This is a genomic window from Citrobacter sp. Marseille-Q6884 (assembly GCF_945906775.1).
Classification (GTDB): Bacteria; Pseudomonadota; Gammaproteobacteria; order Enterobacterales; family Enterobacteriaceae; genus Citrobacter.
In genome coordinates, this window is sequence record NZ_CAMDRE010000001.1 from 229150 (window position 1) to 248257 (window position 19108).

The window sequence follows — 19108 nt, forward strand, 5'->3', positions numbered from 1 at the left end:
GTACTGGGGGGGAGTAGAATCAGGCGAAACATAACAACTAAGAATCATTCTCATGGGTGAATTTTCGACGCTTCTTCAGCAAGGTAACGCCTGGTTCTTTATTCCCAGTGCGATTTTATTGGGGGTGTTGCACGGCCTGGAGCCGGGGCATTCCAAGACAATGATGGCGGCATTTATTATCGCCATTAAAGGCACCATCAAACAGGCCGTGATGCTGGGGCTGGCGGCCACGCTGTCGCATACGGCCGTGGTGTGGTTGATCGCGCTGGGCGGAATGTATATCAGCAAAGCGTTTACCGCCCAGGCCGTTGAACCCTGGCTGCAGTTTGTCTCGGCCATCATCATTTTGGGAACGGCATTCTGGATGTTCTGGCGGACATGGCAAGGTGAGCAAAACTGGCTGGCAGAAACGCATCACGACCATGATCACGGGCATCATCATCACGACCATCATCACGACCATCATGACCATCACCACGGTCACGACGACGATCATGACCACCATCATCATCATCACCACCATGAACACGAGCATGACCATGCTGCGCTAAGCGGCTTTGCCGAAGGCTCAAAAGCGTATCAGGATGCACACGAACGGGCGCATGCCACGGACATTCAGCGTCGCTTTCAGGGTAAAGAGGTCACCAACGGGCAAATTTTGCTGTTTGGCCTGACCGGCGGGCTTATCCCCTGCCCAGCCGCCATCACGGTATTGCTGATTTGCATTCAGTTGAAAGCCTTCACGCTGGGGGCAACGATGGTGCTGTGCTTCAGCCTCGGGCTGGCGTTAACCCTGGTCACCGTGGGCGTCGGCGCAGCGGTTAGCGTACAACAGGCGGCAAAACGTTGGAGCGGATTCAACACGCTGGCGCGTAAAGCACCCTATTTTTCCAGCGCGCTTATCGCCATGGTCGGACTGTATATGGGAATTCACGGTTATATGGGGATCGTGGGCTAAGGCAGGAAGTGAACGATGCGCAGCGACGCTCGCCGCTGCGCATAAAACGGGGCTAGCTCGCCACATTCCCCCAGACCAACTGGCCTTTATGGAAAGTCGCAGTCCGCGGTGAAATTCTGGCGACAGCTTCCGCCGAACAGGAGGCATCCACCAGCACAAAGCTGGCTTCATCCTGCGCTTTGGGCCAGACGCGCTCACCTTTATCATTCAGCGGCAGCACATCTCCCGTCGCCAGGAACAACGCCCGCGACAGATTAAGCTCATTCGGACGAATATAAAGCTGTGCGTACAGATTCGCTTTCTCCAGCATATCCCCCAGTCCGTATGGCGACCAGTGGTCGATCACGCTGTCGGTACCGGTAATCACCTCGACACCTTTATCACGCAACTGTTTCAGCGGCATGTGCATCGTGCCAATTGGCACCGTCGAGGCAATGGTAATCTGCTGCGCCACCATGCGGGTCGCCAGTTCATCAACCTGCTGCTCGTTAAGCGTAGACAACGCGAACGCATGACTGATGGTCAGCTTGCCCTTCAGTTGCGGCGTTTTTTCCACGGTTTCCACCATGTAATTCACCGCCGCAACGCCTGCCGGGCTGGTCTCATGCAGATGGATATCCACGCCTTTATTGTAATCCAGCGCAATCTGGAACATGGTGTCGAGGGATTTTTCCATCGCGCCATCCACGCTGGTCGGATCCAGACCGCCAACGTAGTGCGCCCCCGCCTGCATCGCTTCGCGCATCAGCGGTTCAGACTTCGATAACAGCAGGCCATGCTGCGGAAACGCCACGATTTCACAGGCGAACCCCGGCTGGCGGCGCGCCAGTACCGCTTGCAGGTTCTCGAGGTTTTTCAGCCCGGAAACCGGCTCAATATTGCAATGGCTGCGGGCGATGGACGTCCCTTTTGACTGCAACAGATCGATGAGCTTTTCCGCGCGCTCCTGCGTATAAGGCTGGAGTTCAGGCAGCAGCTTTTGCTCAAGGCGGATCATATCCTGAATGGTGGTGCCCGCCGGACGGTTCAGCGAACGCCATGGCCCCCCGTAAAACGTTTTATCCAGATGAATATGCATATCGCGCATGGCGGGCAACATCAGCTTTCCGCCGGCATCGTAATGCGGCAGCGTCGCATCCGGGTGCTGCTTATTTTCACGCAGCGCAACGATTTTCCCGTCCTGAATTTCAACGGTTTGCAGCGCGGTACGGGTATGTACCACCACCGCGTTTTCGTAATCGAACCCCGCCTCCAGCAGGACGTTATCCAGGTAATAATGTTTATCGTTAATCGTCATCGTGCTTTTTTCACCACGGGTTGTCCCGACAGGATTAGCAGCATACGCGACCGGAGCGACTGCGCCAAACAACGCGGCAGCCGTCACCATTTTTCCGCTCTGACTTAAAAACTCACGGCGGCTGTTATTTTCCTTCATTCACATATCCTCTCAGGAATGGACAATATGGGTGCCCGTTTCGCCGCGCAATGCGGCAGGCAGGCACTCCGGCGTGGTAATGATGACCCGCTTACCGCCACGCGCCAGGAACGTCAGACTGGCGACAATTTTGGGCAACATGCTGCCCGGCGGGAAATGCCCTTCCTGCATATAGCGGGTCATCGTCGCAACATCCACCGTATCCAGCGCCTGCTGGTTAGGTTTACCAAAGTGAATACAGACCCGTTCCACGCCAGTGGTGATCACCAGGATGTCAGCGCGGATCTCCTGCGCCAGCAGCGCTGTAGAGAGATCTTTATCAATCACCGCATCCACGCTCTGGTAATCGCCCTGCTCGCTACGCACCACCGGGATCCCGCCGCCACCTGCGCCAATCACCACAAAACCTTGTTGGGTCAACGCTTTGATCGCCTCAGCTTCAACGATTCGCTTTGGCTCCGGAGAGGCGACCACCCGACGGTAGCCGCGCCCGGAATCTTCAACAAAACGCCAGCCCGGATTGACCCGCTGGAGCTCATCACGCTGCGCTTCGCTAAAGAATGCGCCGATGGGTTTGGTCGGGTGAGCAAACCCCGGATCGTTTTGATCCACTTCAACCTGGGTCACCACCGTCACCGCTTTCTGTTCGCCGCGACGCGCCAGACGGTTATTCAGCGCCTGTTGGATCAGATAGCCAATGCCGCCCTGGGTGTCAGCCACACAGTTGGCCAGCGGCGTGAGCGGCAACCCCTCACGCTCATGGGCAATTTCCGCACGCCGCAGGTCGAGTCCCACCTGCGGCCCATTACCGTGCGTCAACACGATGTTGTAGTCCGATGCCAACATCTCCAGCACCGTATCCGCGACCGCTTTCACCGCCTCAGCCTGGTGCTCAATCGACTGACTGGCGTTATCTTTGATAATGCTGTTGCCGCCAATGGCAACGACCACAAGTTCTTTCATAGTGTTATCTTCCGCTTGCAGGCGATTCAGGTGGTTTTTGTCGGTTCCTGCTCAGGGGCAGTCACCGCTTCACGGCTGTCGAGCACATGTTTCAGAACAAACATGCCGCTCATCATCAGGTAGGCCGTCACAAACATCAGCGAACTGCCTTCGGCAAATCCCACCGCCGGGGAGTGGATCACGCCAAACAGCGATAACAGCGCGCCAAAGGCGGCGGCAATGGCCCCACGCAGCGGTTTGTTCATAATGGCGAAGATGGCAACACAGCCCCACAGCATACTGGCCAGCGGCGCGCCGCTACCAAGGTGCACCAGCCCGTCGTAATAGACGCCTTTGCTGTGCAGCAGATCGCTACCCAGTTTCCCCGCAGATGTGCCGGCGGCGCCCATCACGCTATTGACGATGGTCAGCGCCCAGTTGGCAATCCACGGGAACAAACAGATAAAGATGACGGGAACCTCGACTTTGGGTGTTTCTCGCACCACCTGGTTGGCGGTCACCACGCCGATGAACACCAGAATCGGTACTATCGCGGTCATCGGAATGATGGCGAGCATAAACGCCCCCAGACCAAACAGCGGCACCAGGAACATGGTGATACCCGACGCCAGGGTATAACCGATACTGGCGCCCATCGCTTTCCAGCCTGCGTGTCCGACATAGACGGTCACCGGGAACGGGTTACCGAGCATGCAGCCGAGCATGGAAGCAAAACCGTTCGCCATCATGACTTTACGGGTGTTGTATTCATCACCTGCCGCGTGCGCACTTTCAATATTCTCAAGGTCAAAAATATAGTTCGCCAGCCCCAGCGGTACCGCAGAAGCCAGATACGGCAGCGCGTGCGGCAATCCCTGCAGGAAGCTATCCACATGCACTTCCGGTGGGTTGAAGCCAAAGGAGGACATCGAGGCTTTAATGGCTTCCGGGCTTTGCAAACCGGAGATCCACGCCAGCGCCGTACCGGCAATCAACAACAGCAGACCGGTGGGAATGCGGGCAAAAATCGGTTTCTTACCGAACCAGTTAATAAAAATCAGCAGCAGGACGATGAAAGAAACGGTAGGCGCTTCAAAGGCCTGCAGCATCGGGTTCATTGCCAGCAACAGCAGGCCAAGACCGGATAAACAAGAGAGCAGTACCGTGCGCGGGATCATCTTGCGAATGGTTTCGCCAAGGAAAGAACCGCCCACCAGGATCAACGCTTCCACAAAGCACCACACCAGGGCTATCTGAATGGCGAAGTTGGCATCTTTGGTCTGCTGATACACCGGCATCAGCACCAGGAAAGTCACGGTAAAGATCGACGGCGCACTTGGCCCGGACGGCAGCGCCGTCACGTCGCTACGCCCGGTTTGTTTTGCCATCTGCAGGCCAAACCAGGCATAGCAGATACTGGCCACCAGCACCGCCAGACCGAAAGCGGGCGCTATCCGGCCGTAAACAATTTCAACAGGGATCCCGACAACAAAAATGAGCAGCCCCATCATTGTTAGCAGGTTAGTCAGGTTGTTGGTCATCAGCCCGAAATAAGCCGCCCAGTCACCACGTTTCCATTCTAGTTTTATGCTGTTCATGGAATATCCTTTACAGGTTAAGCATCATTTGCGATCCCAGAGATCGCCCGGCCCTGCAGGTAAGCAACGTTTTCGCTTCGCTACCGTGGGGCTAACGGCGTTAGCCCCTGTGGTTGTTATTGGCAGTAGCGGTCGCGCCAGTTGAGGATCGCCTTTTCAAAACAGGCGAACGGCGGATGTACGATCCCGGCGCCGATCATGCCGATCCCCGCGTCTTTATGCGCAATGGCGGTGTTGATGACCGGCAAAATGCCGGTGCTGCCCACGCGCGTAATGTCGATAGCGGTCGGTACGCCCATAAAACCGAGCAGCGGAATGGTGACGTTCGGGTTTTCGCCCAGGGTGATTTCTCGCATTTGACGCGAAAAATCGACCGCTTCTTCAACCGTTCCGCCCACCAGCGCCACAATGGCTGGCGCCGTCGCCATCGCAAATCCGCCAATGCCGTAGGTTTCCGTAATGGCGCTGTCGCCAATATCGCGCCCGGAATCTTCCGGCTTATAACCCGCAAACATCGGACCGATAACCTGTTGCGCCGGACCGGTAAACCACTGCCCCGGTAATCCGCTGATGCGCAGGCCAAACTCGACGCCGTTACGCGCCATCGTTGTCACCACGGTGCTGTATTCAATCCCGTGCGCAGCATCCATCGCGGCTTTACACATCGCCATCCACGTAGGACCAGAGAAGTAGTCGCTGCTCAGGACGAATTCGAAGACTTCACGCTGCTGTTCAACCGGATAGCCGGTCTGGATGATCCATGGCGTCAGCGCCTGAATCAGCAGCGCCGTCCCGGCGTTGTTGCGGTTATGGCACTCATCGCCCATGTGCAGCGCCTGCGCCAGCATCAGACGCAGATCGATTTCGCCCGCCAGTTTCATCGCATCACGCAGCATCGGCCCCATCACATCGCGCATCCAGTTCAGGCGATCGATAACGCTCTGATCGTTCGCCCCCATGCGCAGGATTTTCGCCATCTGCTCGCTCATATTGGTATATGCGCGGTTACCGTAGGTTTTGTTCTCCACGATATGCATGAACATGGAAGCCGACGTCACGCCCGCCATCGATCCCACACAGTCGTGCTCGTGGCATGGCGAGAAGATAATGTCGCCAGACGCGGCCAGTTCGGCGGCCTCATCCAGATCTTTCGCCAGCCCTTCAAATACCAGCGCGCCGGTGACGGCACCTTTCATCGCGCCGCACATTTTTTCCCAACGGATGGGCGGCCCGGCATGCAGAATCGTGTTACGGGTCATCCCCGGCACCACGTTGATCGCCTGGTCATAGCCAATCAGAACCGGATGCGACTGAATAATCCGTTCCAGCGCCAGTTGGTTGGCGGCGGCAATTTTGTCGGCCAGCGGTGAATCAGCAATCTGATCCAGCGCGTCAACCACCTGCATATTGCCCTGACCCGGTGGTGTCCAGTCGAGCTGGGTCACGGATACGTTCTGCTTTTTCAGGTCATCGCTGAACATCGCGATACCGACGTTAATCACATTCAGCGGCTGGTTAAACAGTGTCTGGCTCATCAGGCTTCCTCCCCTTTACAGATAAATTCACGCGCCAGCAATCCGGTGTTGGTGCTACTGCTTGCCCAGATAACACCGGCATCGGTCAGCATCTGGCACTGTTTTTCCAGCGACGGCGTATCCTGATCGGTTCCCAGCACATAGCCGAGAATTTCCAGCGGACGACCGTCTGCGGCAGCGATGGCTTTCGCTTCATTGATCGCGTCGATCATCACGCCTACCGGATCGTCATGCGATCCAAAACCGAGGACAAAATCCATCACGATCACCCCCACTTCAGGATCCCGTGCTTCCTGCAACAAACGGCTGATGCGGTTGGTCGGGTCGATCATCGGATGCGGTTTACCGTTGGTGAAATCGTCATCACCAAAATCGAGGAAGGTATTCGCCACGCTACGATTGAGATCTTTCAGGCGAAACGCCGGGTCCGGGTGGATGTTGCTGTACACCTCGGCATGTTTTTCCATGGCGGCAAACATCGCCTCATCGCACAGCGTGCCGCCGCAAAACAGACCGCGGATATATTTTTGCTGCGGCGTCAGACGCGCGCGGACTTCTTCAATCAACGGCCAGTTGAGCGGATGCAGGTCAAGGCTCTCTTTTTTGATACCGCTCAGTAATACCGCTCGCAGCGCGGCATCTTTGGTGCCACGCGCAAACTGCAGACCGGGTTCATCCGCAGGTGGCGCTTCGCGTCCCAGGAAGCAGACCACCACCGGTTTATGGCAGGCGCGTGCACGATCCAGCACTTTACGCGCCACCGCAGGCGCAGGGGGTTTGGAGATCAGAGCAATGATCTCGGTTTGCGGATCGGCTTCCAGCATGCCAATCGCATCGAGCATCATCAGGCCACCGATTTTCTCACTCAGATCGCGTCCACCGGTACCGATCAACTGGGAAATGCCGCCACCAAACTCATGAATACGCACGCTGAGCTCCTGGCTACCGGTACCGGATGCCCCGATAATACCGATATTGCCGCGGCGTACCGCGTTACCAAAACAGAGCGCCGCGCCGTTGATAATGGCGGTGCCGCAGTCTGGTCCCATCATCAACAGCCCTTTTTCGTGCGCCAGCTGTTTAAGCGCCAGTTCATCCTCAAGGGATACGTTGTCAGAAAACAACATCACGTTGAGGTTGTTTTGCAGCGCCTGACGCGCTTCACGCGCCGCGAACAGACCGTTGACCGAGATCACCGCCAGGTTGCTGTCAGGCACGTGCTTTTTCGCACTGGCGAGCGTGGCATAGCGCGCTTCGTGCTGACCACTCTGCTCTTTATGTGTAAACAGATCTTCAATCGCCGCCAGCGTTTGTTCGTTTGCCGCCTCGCTCGCGCCTTTAATGACAATCATCAGATCGCCACTCTTCGCCTCTTCTAACTCCGACGTCAGAAGACCCAGGTTCTTCAGTACGCCTTTGTTCATTTCCGTTGCCATCGCCACAAACGCCTGCTCAACGCCATCAAGCTTATTGGCGCGCGTTGAGATAGACATCAGTGAGACAGAATCAAAATACGTGTTCTTTTTAACAACTATCCTGATCGACATAATTCCCTCCGGACCGGTGGCTCAGGGCGCAGGCGTCCGCCATGCCATACAGCATGTCGCAGCCAGAACTTGAGCCAATATTTTTAATGTCAGTAATAAATTGCGTAGCAACGTGTTGTTGCTCAGTAATAATATGGGTCACCAGTCGCGTGACACTTTCCCGATAACGCTGATGAAATGCTTCTTCCAACGTTATTTTGCTCAGTAACGTCGTATTATTTCCGGCAGTTTGTAATGCCGTTAAAAAACGCTTCCGATATTGACTCAGTGGATGTCCATTAATAAAAATAATCGTACTCAGACCCACTAAATAATCATCGGATGACGGTGTCAGTCCAATGCCTAACCCGATTAAATCGCGGACGGCTGCTGAGATATTTTCTCCCGTGAGTAGCGCCGTGATTAATATTTGGCGACGCCGTTGTAATTCACGGGCAATCTCCTGGTAAAACGGATTATCCCCCTGGTACAGAAATAATGTGTCGTCATGATGAAGCTGTTGGTGGATAACCTCTGCCCAGTGACGCCAGCAGACGGCGGCGAAGCGCTCTGCATCTGGCGTCCATTGCGGCATTTGCCACTCCTGACTGCAGGCGGTCTCTATCCATTTATCATTGCCAACAACAATCCCCGACTGCGTAAAACTGACCCGCTCACCGGGGCGAAACAGGTCTTCACAATGCGTCAGTGCCAGCCGACAGCTGTTGGGCGCGTTATCGCAGCACTCGCTCAGTAACGTAAAAAGTCGCTGCTGCTGCGGTATCAACAGGTTTACCGCGCGGGAAAAAACCTGTTCAACTCGCCCTGTTCCCCGGTATGCGAGAAACGCGCCGTCAGCGGTGAGCGCCCGTACGCATCGCCGTGATGGCGTCGCGATAGTGCGCTCCTCTGTCAGGCTCCGGCGGCAATCAGCAGCTCGGCAATTTCGTGGTAGCCTTTCTCCCGCGCCAGTTCCAGCGGGGTCTTGCCATATTTATCCGTCATGTGTGGGTTAGCGCCGTTATCAAGCAGCAGTTTGACGATCTCTTGCTGCTTCGCGCCGCCATCATTCAGGACAATCGCTTCCAGCAGCGGCGTCCAGCCGACAAAATTGGTGTGGTTAACGTTGATTTCGGTACGCTGCACTAATTCACGCACAATCTCCACATGACCTTTTTCGCTGGCAGGCGTAATACCCACACCGCCAAAACGGCTCAGTCGATCAAGATCAGGGTTGGCAGGTAATACTGTACGCAGTAGTGTTAAATCGCCGGTCAGGCAGCTAATCAGGAAGGGATTAAAACACGTTTGATCCTGTTTATTAATATCAGCACCCGCAGCAATCAATAAAGAAACGCAGTCGTAATGTTTATTCAGGCTGGCAATAATAATAGCGGTACGCCCCTGACGATTAGTGGCATTAATATCCACATTTTTTGCCAGACAGGATTTTAATCCCTGCGCGTTACCCTGTTCTGCCGCCAGCAGAAATTCAGTAATAAGTTCTTTCTCTGACATCATCCCTCTCCTGCAATTTTCAGACTTTATAAAATTCCGATAACCTGAGAATAGCAACAGAGTGCGGAGAAAAACATCCGCTTAAATTTCATTCATCGTAAGCGAGTCAATTATTGAAGCAAATTTAACAATGAGGACAAAATGTGCTGTAGTGCAATCTTTCCCTTATGGCTGGCGGTATTTTGGCCTTTAATCATAAGTAAAGGAAATCAGGCGGTATGCAGCACGGGTAGCGGCCTGCAACTAAAAGCCAGAAGTGTGATTGCCTTCAAATCAAATGTAACTTTAGTGTTAAATCTTGTTCAAAACTGATTGCCCTGCATAAGGATTACAAATACATTCAACAATCATCGCATCGCGGGTTGTGGTCTTATGGCCTGAGGGGAGAAAGGATGAATTCAATTTTTACCGAGGAAAACCTGCTGGCGTTTACCATGGCTGCACGTTATAGCAGTTTCAGTAAAGCCGCTGAAGAGTTGGGTTTGACCACTTCAGCCATCAGCTACACCATTAAGCGAATGGAGACAGGGCTGGACGTGGTGCTGTTTACTCGCAGTACCCGCAGCATCGAACTGACCGAGTCCGGGCGTTATTTATTTCGTAAAGCCACCGACCTGCTGAACGACTTCCACGCCATTAAACGCAGTATTGATACCATCGCCCAGGGCATCGAGGCCCGGGTGCGGATTTGTATTAATCAGTTGCTGTATACCCCGCAGCACACGGCGAGATTGTTGCAGGTGCTCAAAAAGCAGTTTCCCACCTGCCAGATAACCGTCACGACGGAGGTGTATAACGGTGTCTGGGATTCGATCATCAATAACCTCGCCAATATCGCCATTGGCGCACCCGACACGCTACTGGACGGCGGCGGGATTGATTACACCGAAATTGGCGCGATCCGCTGGTCATTTGCCATCGCCCCGGATCATCCGCTGGCGTTTATGCCCGAGCCGATCTCCGAAAGCCAGTTACGGTTGTATCCCAACATCATGGTGGAAGATACCGCGCACACCATTAACAAGAAGGTCGGCTGGCTTCTGCACGGACAGGAATCCATTCTGGTGCCCGATTTTAATACCAAATGTCAGTGCCAGATCCTCGGCGAAGGGATTGGTTTTCTCCCCGACTATATGGTGCGCGAAGCGATGGAGAAATCCTTACTGGTCACGCGCAAGATCCACAACCCGCGTCAGGATTCACGCATGTTGCTGGCAACCCAGCACTCGGCTACCGGCCGTGTGACCCAGTGGATAAAAAAAGAGTTTGGCCCACAAGGGGTACTGACCGGGATTTATCAGGATCTGCTGCATCGGGAGTGATGCGCTGAATGAAGAACCGACCGGATGCGCATTGCGCCATCCGGTGGGAAATCACGCCTCAGGCACGAATGTCGTCGTACTCGCGGGTTTTGTCGAACTCATGTTTGGCAAACGGGCACAGTGGGATCACTTTACGGTTTTCGCGGCGCATTTTTTCTACGACCTTCGCCACCAGTTGCTTCCCTACCCCCTGACCTTTCAGGCTGGGATCAACATCTGTGTGTTCAATAATGCTCAGGTGCTCACCCGTCGGCACGAAGACAATCTCAGCAACCTGATTGCCCTGGGCATCATTCACGTAAAATTTGTTGTGGCCTTCAAGAATGTCCATGGTTCCCTCACTCATTTCTGGCGATATTTCAGCGCACCGCTTGGACAGGTATCGATGACCCTGATGACCGTCGCAACATCGACTTCATCGGGGATGATCCACGGTTTACGTTTCAGGTTGAACAGCTTCGCGCTTCCCCGCACGCATTTCCCCGAATGCTGGCATATTCCCGTGTTGAAGTAGACATCGATCTTTTCGCCGGTATAGGCCCGGTAGCCAGACTCCAGTAACGCTTTATCCATGACATTGCCTCGCTATTTTTATTGTCCTGGGTCTAATCATAGACCCAGGCGAGTCTGAAGGCTGCTACTGACGGCAGAAAAACATCACTCAGGCATTGTCTGCAACGCCGGCTCTGGATTTGGAGATAAATACTCAAGCATCGCAGGCGTCGGCGGTGGCAGGCGGTTATCGGCAATGTGCCTGTCCACATCGATATGACTGATTTCACCACTTTCATGGTGGTGAACCGTCAGTACCCTCGCTTTGTTCAGCTCCATCACCAGTTCCGGGGTAATACGCAAGCTCTCTGCCAGTTCATGATCTTTAAGCCCAGGACGGCGGCTGCGGCGTTCTACCCGAAAACGATACTGGTTATATTTCGCCCAACCAATCAACACCAGACCGTTTATCAAGGCGATAAGGATGTAGAACGTCACGGTATCCAGGGTGGTGAAAAAGGGGCGTACACCCATATAAGGTGAATGAGCCAGAGCCGTGATGAGACCTTTATAGATCAGATACAGAAACCCAACCCAGGCCAACAGCGTCAACAGTACGTCGATCACGCGGGGCAGCAGGCGTCGTTCGGTAAAGATAAGTGGCTGGCTCATGGTTCTATCCTCCCAATTCCGCGGTCAGGGCTGACCCAGCGCGCTCGCCCACGTTTGCGTTTGAGCATCACTTTGGGGAAAGCCACCAGCGTGGTAAACAGGCTCAACATCCAGTAGACCACCGGGAACCAAATAATCCAGAACAACGAGGCGCCAATGCCTTTTTCATAGCGTCGTTCAATCATCAGGCTCACCGCAAACTGCAACAGGCAAACCACGCCGAGTATTAAGCCGGTAAAGGCTGGCGGGAACAGGTTTTGCACATACAGCGCCTCTGGCATGGGGAAAAGCAGCCCACAAAGAAACAGCACAATACTGACCGCATAAGCGAACGACCAGGCGGTAGAAAAACAGAACTCAAGGAACAGCGGCCACATGCGACGGAACTCCCACGACCACAGGCGGCGCATATTGACAATAAACACTTCTGCGCCACCTTGTGCCCAGCGCAGACGCTGTTTCCACAATCCCTTTAACGTTTCCGGCATCAGGATCCAGCACAGTGCCCGTGGCTCAAAGAATACCGACCAGTGGCGCAATTGCAGCTTCCAACTGATATCGATATCTTCGGTGATCATGTCCGGGCTCCAGTAACCGACCTCAGCCAGCGCGCGACGACGAAACGCCGCCACCACACCGGAAACGGTAAAGATCTGCCCATAGACGCGCTGGGTCCGCTTAATCAGACCGATAATTGAGGAGAACTCCCCAACCTGTACGCGGCCAATAAGTGTGGAACGGGTGCGAATGCGCGGATTCCCGGTGACGGCGCCAACACGCGGGAACTGGATCAGCGGCGCCACAATATAGGCAACAGCATCACGATCCAGTAACGCGTCACCATCAATGCAGACGAGGTAGTCACTGCGAGCCGCTGCCGCACCGGTCTTGAGCGCCAGGGCTTTGCCCTGGTTCTCAGCTAAATGGATCACGCGCAGACTGGGGTTCTCTATCGCCAGCTGTTCCAGAACGTCATGGGTGTTATCGGTAGAGCCATCATTGATGGCAATCACTTCAATATTTTTATAACGCTGCGCCAGCGCTGCGCCGATTGTTTCACGCGCATTAAGCCCTTCGTTAAAGCACGGGATCAAAATCGACACCAGCGGATTTCCCTCCAGTGTCGGAGGCGGCGTGTCATCTCCCCATTTCCAGTGGCGCTCACGGTAGAACCAGAAATAGACCCCACCGCTTATCCATAAGGCAGACATAAACAAGGGCCAGAAGAAGACGAAGTTCAGCATCACTTCACCTGTAAAGACGACAGCCACGCCAAACGGCAGGCTGAACATCAGGCAAAGTATCAGGAAAGCAATAATGCGATCGGTCATTTTTGCGGGTACCAGTATGATGAGAACGTCGAGCGAATCTCTGACATCTCGGGTTTGTCGCTGATGAAATCATCCGGGTAATAGCCATAGTTACCTGCACCGCTTAATTTAAGCTGGCGCATCCACTCGGCGATTTGTTTACCACTGATTTCGGCTTGTTCCCCGGACTTACGCCAGTCGCGTGCTTGCAGTTCAAACACGGTCTTATCCAGCGCGCCGGGGGTCTGTGCAACGGCATTCACCAGTCTGTCCAGCCAGGCGTTAGCATCATTGGCTGGGATCTTCTCCATATAGGGCATCGCCATCGGAGCAGTCCAGTCATAGGTATTCAGAAAATCATTCAGGTTCTGTGCAAACCAGGCTTCACTTTCAGGCTCCAGCACCGGCATGGCGTAGATATTACGGGCGGTTTGTACCTGTGGACCACGAATATCACGTACCGAGCGGGTCAGTTGCTTCGTGAAGTCGATCAACATCTTACTTTTCAGGCGAGTCCAGCGTTCGAACGCCTGAGGGTCATTACGAATTTGCTCAATGCTGCCCGGTAAACCGGCGGCGCGGTATGCCGCTAAGGCCTCTGGTGAAGCATCTTCAAAGTCCGTCAGGAAAGCATCATCATGAAACAAAATGCCTTTGAAGCTGGCATGCTTCGCCAGGTCTTCATAGATTTCGGTGATGCGCTGACGCGCTTCGCTGCTCCACGGAGAAAGACGAACGTACTGTTCATGATCAATCGCGGTGCGACCCGTTTTCGGGTTCCATGCCGTGACGCGAGGAATAGAGGCGTCGAGATCGAAAGCCAACACCGGCATCCAGGCATAGACAGTAACCCCGGCCCGCGTTTGTAACTGCCAGGAGATATAGTTAAAGAGATCGGCACGCATCGGCAGCCAGCGGTTAGGGAAATAAAGCTCGCGGATGTTCCCGTCACCTTCTGGATCGGCGTACGCCTGCAGGAAGACATGAGAGATACGCATGTCATAGACACGCTGGATCAGCTTATCGATGTTTCGCTTCTGCTGAGCAGGGTCTTTGTCATACACATAATCCAGATCGACATGCATCACGCGCATCGTCTGAGGTTCACGCACCTGAGCAACCTGGCTGGCAAAACGCTTCAGAGAGGGGTTATCAGAGATCAGCACACGCGGGATATCATCCAGGAATGCCGCATTCGCCAGACCCTCGTTGAGGGTAAACGCCATTTTATAACCCTGCTCTTTTGCCAGACTTAAGGTCGTGCCATTCGCTGCACCGTATGGCCAGACCCATGCGCGCGGCGATTTCCCTGTCACAGACTTTATTTTGTTGGTGATCAAAGAGATATCGGTGTTAATACGGCGAGTATACTGCTCGTCGGTTTCGTAAGTTCCCGTTTTGCTATCGTACAGACGGTTCGCCACCGCAGGTTCTTTACTTCCCTGCGGGTTCGCCTCGCCACCGAAGTGCGATGCCCAGGTGTGAGCGCCCACTTCAACCAGCGGCGATTTCCCCATCTCCTCGACCATTTTCCAGGTCGCGAATTTATCTCGCGCCGTCATCAAGCCGCCAAAATCAACTTTCTTATTGGCAGGCGCATCCACCCAGCTCCCGACCGGCGCCCAGAGTGCCGGCCAGTTGTACGCTTTCAGCAGCGGCCAGACGCGGGTATAAAAACTGCTATAGCCGTCATCAAAGGTGAGCAGTACCGCTTTTTCCGGCAGCACGATTTTACCGTCATGCGCATCAAGAATTTGCTGCACGCTGATCGGGTTATAGCCATTATCCCGCAGCCAGCCCATTTGATCGCTCAGCGCACTGGTTCGCACCGAGAGATAGCGCTGATCGGCCGCGCCATCTTCAACGTCGTGATAGCCCAGCACCAGGAAGCTATTTTTCGGCCATGGATGATCGGCCGCAAGCGGTGCGCGCTCTGACGGTGGCACATAGCGAGGTGTGGTATTGTGCGCGCTGCTGCACGCGGTAATCATCATCCAGCCAGCGATTAACGCGCTAACCCATAGACATCTTTTCAACATAAACAGTCCTTAAAACCTGACATTCAAATCGAAAGCGAGGGAGATATTCCGCTCACGTTTACCGTCATAGGGACGTTTATCCCACATCAGCATGACCCCGCCATCGACGACGTTATTCCATTTGAGCCGTTGCCCATATCCAAGCTGAACTATCGCGCCGTTATCTTCACCTTGCTGCCAGTAGCTACCCACGCCAGCCACACCTTGCTGCGTCCACACGGTGTCGTAGTGTCGGTAAAGAACCTGTTCCGCAGTCAAGCCAGGTACAACAGAGAAATCGCTTTTCGGGTTGTAATACGGCACATTTTCTTTGGTGTTGGTGCTTCCGCCGATTCCCGGGGTGAAATCCAGCGTGAAGCGCGGCGTCGTCCATAAGCGTTCTTTTCCGCTAAGTCCGTACTCGATGCGATCGTTTCCATCCGAGAAATGTGATGCGGCAAACGACAATTGATACTCTCGCCGTTCGTTTTGATACCAGCGGACAAACATATCACCGCCGTTTGCATACACACCGCTACGTAGCGCACGCAGAGGGGTGTTGCGAGAAAGGCGCTCCGCCGAGCCACCGACGCGCCAGTTGTCATTGAAATCATGCCACCCGGAAAGGCGTCCGCCGATCTTCTGACCGTCGCCATAATTACGACCGGAAACTTCCATTTCCGCCCAGTAATCGCGTGATGTCCATTCGGCACCCGCAGCCAGATCCCGGCTGATTCCTTTTCCTTCTTCAAATTCACCGGTGGCGAAGTTGAAGCCGGTAAACAGTCGCCAGTTGTCATTGATGGGCGGGCTGTAAATGGCAGTATTGATGTTGAAGTCGTTCTTACCGCTGACCGGGCTATCCGAGGAGATCCCCTGGGTTCCGCTGATCCTCAGTTCTGACATTTTGTGCACATCGCGCATACGGGCAAGGCGCAACGTCGCTTCATCATCCGGGCTACGGGCAATGACGTCATCGGTCAGCTCATCAGCCTGTTTCCATTCCTGAAGATCCAGCGCCACATAAGCCTGTTGGCGTTCCAGTTCCAGATTGCTTGGCTCAATCACTTCCGCAAGTTTAAGCTCTTTCTCGGCCGCGCGCGGCAATCCACGCGCTTCCAGCACGGAAGAATAGGTGATGCGCAGTCCCTGGTTGCCTGAACCGGTACGCGCCAGATGTTCTGCCAGTTTTTCCGCCTCGGGCAGTTCATTGGCCGCAATGTGGTATTGCGTGAGCATGGTCTGAGCAAGCAGCCAGTTATCATTCGGCTGCGGCGTTGGCGAGCCATAGATCCGCCGTAAATACGGGCTCTCTTTGATGAGCGCATCGACCTGTTTTTTTGCCGCATCAAAGTTTTCATTATCCAGATGCGCGTAAAACAGATCCTGTTGATCCTCTGGCGTCAGAGGGGTGACCGGAATCGGCCCGTTTGGATAGTAGATGCTCGCCAGCATCGCTTCGGTTTTTTCCGGCTGACGTTCGCTCAGCCATGCGGAAGCCACCCAGCGTTTCGCATAGTTTGGCACTTCGCCGCTCGCAGAAAGGGATTCATATTCCTGAATCACTTCGGCCGTCCGTTTACGTACCAATAAGGCACCCATCCGGTCAATTCTGGCGCGGCGGACATCATCCTGGGCAGACGGTTCATCTCTCCAGGCCGCAAGCAGTTGGGCGTAGCGGGCAAGGGCTTTATCCGCCACGATAAAACGTTCCTCTTCATTACGTGCGGACGTATAAGAGGAACGAACGATTTCTGCTGCCGCATCAAGCTCAAGACGGCGTTTCACCGGATCAGTGGTCGGAACAACCTCCGCCAGCCCCAGCGCCGGGCCAGAAACGCGGTTAGCAGACAAAGCAGACAACAGCGTGGATTGCGCATTCTTGTTACCCGGGTCAACGTCATCCGCCTGACTGGCAACTAACAGCGCATCCCAGTTTTTACCTTGTGAATGATAAACATAGGCCAGCAGTGCATCAGAGTCCGCCCCGGGATGCGCCCTCGCCCATTTGTTCGCTTCAGTCAGGGCTTGCTGATTGTAACGCGCATCGGCAAGCGTCATGATCCAACCGGTACGTATATCAACGTTGTCAGGCTCTTCCTGCAAAACGTTTTCCCAGATGGCCAACGAATCGTCCCACTTTTTCTGATTACGAAAAGCGCGAGCCGCCGCGACTTTCCCACGTGCAGGCACATCCATCTGTCCGCGATAGCGCTGCCAGATATCAATCGTTTCTTTATCGCTATTATTGGCCCAACTGGTGACTTGCAACCAATCAGCCACCTGATTAGGTGTGAGTGAGGCTTTCTTTTCTTGCTCCTGAAGATAGCGCAATAGCGGCGCGCTATTCCCTTCACGGGCCTCAATAATCAAACCGTCATAATCAGAACCGACTGCAGAGGCTTGTAGAGGAAAAAGAACACTGACCGTAAATAAACAGGTTACAGACTTAAAGCGTTTAATGAATTTTGCATGTCGACGCATACTGAACATATCTGCCCTTATATCTTACAACAGAGTAAAAATAAGCGTTATCAATAAGTTATCGTCATTCCGTGACGGGTGCCGATCATGTAAGATGCATTTCCGCTTATTTCGTAATAGGGTTGGAAACCATTTAGTTCTTTAGTCTTATTGACCACCCGTACTTCATTATCTACTAACTGGAAGTCGGGCAGAGACTGATGAATATTAACATCCCGTTCACCTTGTGGCTATCCGATAAGAAAACACTTAGGCAAAAAAAGAATTTTAGACCAGATAATCCTAATACTCTTAGGATTGAAGACTGGACTTTCATCAGAGTCAGTCGAAAAAATTATGTAACTCTGTTTATTATTAAATAAAAGTATAAAAACACAACGTAATTGTACGCCTGTTAACGATGTTAAGAATAAACCGAATTCACTACAAAAAATAAGGATTATACGCTCAGAATTTATGGCTGAATTATAAATAAAAACGCATTCAATTTGCATAAATTCGCTATGACAATTAACGATGGAAACTGACCAGAGCCTGGAGTCAGTAAGCCAAAAAGACAATCACCATTAAATCAAATGGTTACATATTTAATCCCACCTCAATACCGCTCTCTGTAACATTATCCTGGCGTTTTGCCCGCATCGTTAACCGTTCCTGCAGTCGCCACAAACACAAAGACAGTTTGATCTGACGAAAAATCGGCGTGGGGATGACGGAAAGGGTTTTCATTGTCGTAAAACGAGCGAATAAAAAAACACCAGACAGAATACAAAAAGGAGAATGCAATGATATTGATGACCATCCAGGAATTTTCTTTAATAATAAAGAACCCCCTCCTTTAAATAAAAATCACACAGAAAAAGACAAGTATCAATATTCATAATAATCACACAAGCATTGTCTGTAAAATCGAAGGGGATTGAACATCTAAAACCACAGCATTCAATAATATTTAATTTTATTCAAACAATGATGTTATTTAAAACAATTCGCATAACAAAACATTTTAAACTTACACAAACAATCGCATGTTACTGATTAGCATGTACTTTTAAAAAGCACACCCTATCTACATCCAATCATCAAAGTCTCTATATCGTTAATGGCTTTACCTGATGATAAATTATAGTAGAGTGTTATTTTTCCGAAGAAAAAAATAGGGAAATTAAGATTAAGATCTTAATAAACGTTCTTTTCAACACATGTCAGACAATATCGCGGAGTAGCGAAGGTCGTCGTGTACGTTTAAACAATTACCCAATTTGGTACCGCTTTATATAGCAGCGTAATGATAACGC

The 19108-nt window shown here is 53.0% G+C and carries 16 protein-coding genes; 2 read left to right on the top strand and 14 right to left on the bottom strand.

Features of this window, described 5'->3' with window-relative positions:
- Positions 1-52 precede the first annotated feature (52 nt).
- Positions 53-958, top strand: a complete 906-nt coding sequence (locus tag N7268_RS01085) for a nickel/cobalt efflux protein RcnA (RefSeq protein WP_260861504.1) — start codon at positions 53-55, stop codon at positions 956-958.
- Positions 959-1010: 52 nt separating this feature from the next.
- Here the strand turns inward: N7268_RS01085 and N7268_RS01090 are convergent, their stop codons facing one another.
- The 7 genes from N7268_RS01090 to N7268_RS01120 form a co-directional block, all read right to left on the bottom strand.
- A complete protein-coding gene (locus N7268_RS01090; protein ID WP_260861505.1) occupies positions 1011-2393 on the bottom strand; it encodes an amidohydrolase family protein in 1383 nt (460 codons plus the stop codon).
- Between the two features lie 12 nt (positions 2394-2405).
- Positions 2406-3356, bottom strand: a complete 951-nt coding sequence (locus tag N7268_RS01095; protein WP_260861506.1) for a carbamate kinase family protein — start codon at positions 3354-3356, stop codon at positions 2406-2408.
- A gap of 26 nt (positions 3357-3382) precedes the next feature.
- Positions 3383-4933: a xanthine permease gene (locus N7268_RS01100; protein WP_260861507.1), complete on the bottom strand. Its 1551-nt coding sequence runs from the start codon at positions 4931-4933 to the stop codon at positions 3383-3385.
- A gap of 116 nt (positions 4934-5049) precedes the next feature.
- Positions 5050-6468, bottom strand: coding sequence for a DUF1116 domain-containing protein (locus tag N7268_RS01105; RefSeq protein WP_198905957.1), 1419 nt, complete (start codon positions 6466-6468; stop codon positions 5050-5052).
- Positions 6468-8015, bottom strand: coding sequence for an acyl-CoA synthetase FdrA (fdrA, locus tag N7268_RS01110; RefSeq protein ID WP_260861508.1), 1548 nt, complete (start codon positions 8013-8015; stop codon positions 6468-6470). The genes N7268_RS01105 and fdrA overlap by 1 nt, the downstream gene beginning before the upstream one ends.
- Complete coding sequence (locus N7268_RS01115) at positions 7993-8781, bottom strand: DUF2877 domain-containing protein (RefSeq protein WP_260861509.1); 789 nt, start codon at positions 8779-8781, stop codon at positions 7993-7995. Before N7268_RS01115 ends, fdrA begins: the two co-directional genes overlap by 23 nt.
- Before the next feature lie 125 nt (positions 8782-8906).
- Positions 8907-9512 carry an ankyrin repeat domain-containing protein gene (locus N7268_RS01120; protein WP_260861510.1) on the bottom strand — a complete coding sequence of 202 codons (606 nt, stop codon included), beginning with the start codon at positions 9510-9512 and terminating at the stop codon, positions 8907-8909.
- 392 nt (positions 9513-9904) lie between these two features.
- On the opposite strand from N7268_RS01120, the gene N7268_RS01125 reads away from it, so the two are divergent.
- Positions 9905-10834, top strand: a complete 930-nt coding sequence (locus N7268_RS01125) for a LysR substrate-binding domain-containing protein (RefSeq protein WP_198905954.1) — start codon at positions 9905-9907, stop codon at positions 10832-10834.
- 58 nt (positions 10835-10892) lie between these two features.
- Here the strand turns inward: N7268_RS01125 and N7268_RS01130 are convergent, their stop codons facing one another.
- From N7268_RS01130 to N7268_RS01160, 7 genes are all read right to left on the bottom strand, one after another.
- Positions 10893-11165 (bottom strand): GNAT family N-acetyltransferase, encoded by a 273-nt coding sequence (locus N7268_RS01130; protein ID WP_198905953.1) that lies wholly within the window; start codon positions 11163-11165, stop codon positions 10893-10895.
- Between the two features lie 11 nt (positions 11166-11176).
- Positions 11177-11407 carry a 4Fe-4S mono-cluster protein YjdI gene (gene yjdI / locus N7268_RS01135; protein ID WP_260861511.1) on the bottom strand — a complete coding sequence of 77 codons (231 nt, stop codon included), beginning with the start codon at positions 11405-11407 and terminating at the stop codon, positions 11177-11179.
- An 84-nt stretch (positions 11408-11491) separates the two neighbouring features.
- Positions 11492-11998 (bottom strand): poly-beta-1,6-N-acetyl-D-glucosamine biosynthesis protein PgaD, encoded by a 507-nt coding sequence (gene pgaD, locus N7268_RS01140; RefSeq protein ID WP_260861512.1) that lies wholly within the window; start codon positions 11996-11998, stop codon positions 11492-11494.
- On the bottom strand, positions 11995-13329 hold the full coding sequence (gene pgaC, locus N7268_RS01145; RefSeq protein WP_260861513.1) for a poly-beta-1,6-N-acetyl-D-glucosamine synthase: 1335 nt from the start codon (positions 13327-13329) through the stop codon (positions 11995-11997). The genes pgaD and pgaC overlap by 4 nt, the downstream gene beginning before the upstream one ends.
- Positions 13326-15347, bottom strand: a complete 2022-nt coding sequence (gene pgaB / locus N7268_RS01150) for a poly-beta-1,6-N-acetyl-D-glucosamine N-deacetylase PgaB (RefSeq protein ID WP_260861514.1) — start codon at positions 15345-15347, stop codon at positions 13326-13328. Before pgaB ends, pgaC begins: the two co-directional genes overlap by 4 nt.
- 9 nt (positions 15348-15356) lie before the next feature.
- A complete protein-coding gene (pgaA, locus tag N7268_RS01155; protein WP_260861515.1) occupies positions 15357-17819 on the bottom strand; it encodes a poly-beta-1,6 N-acetyl-D-glucosamine export porin PgaA in 2463 nt (820 codons plus the stop codon).
- Positions 17820-18429: 610 nt separating this feature from the next.
- Entirely contained in the window at positions 18430-18612 is a 183-nt protein-coding gene (locus N7268_RS01160) for a hypothetical protein (RefSeq protein WP_260861516.1), read from the bottom strand.
- Positions 18613-19108 lie beyond the last annotated feature (496 nt).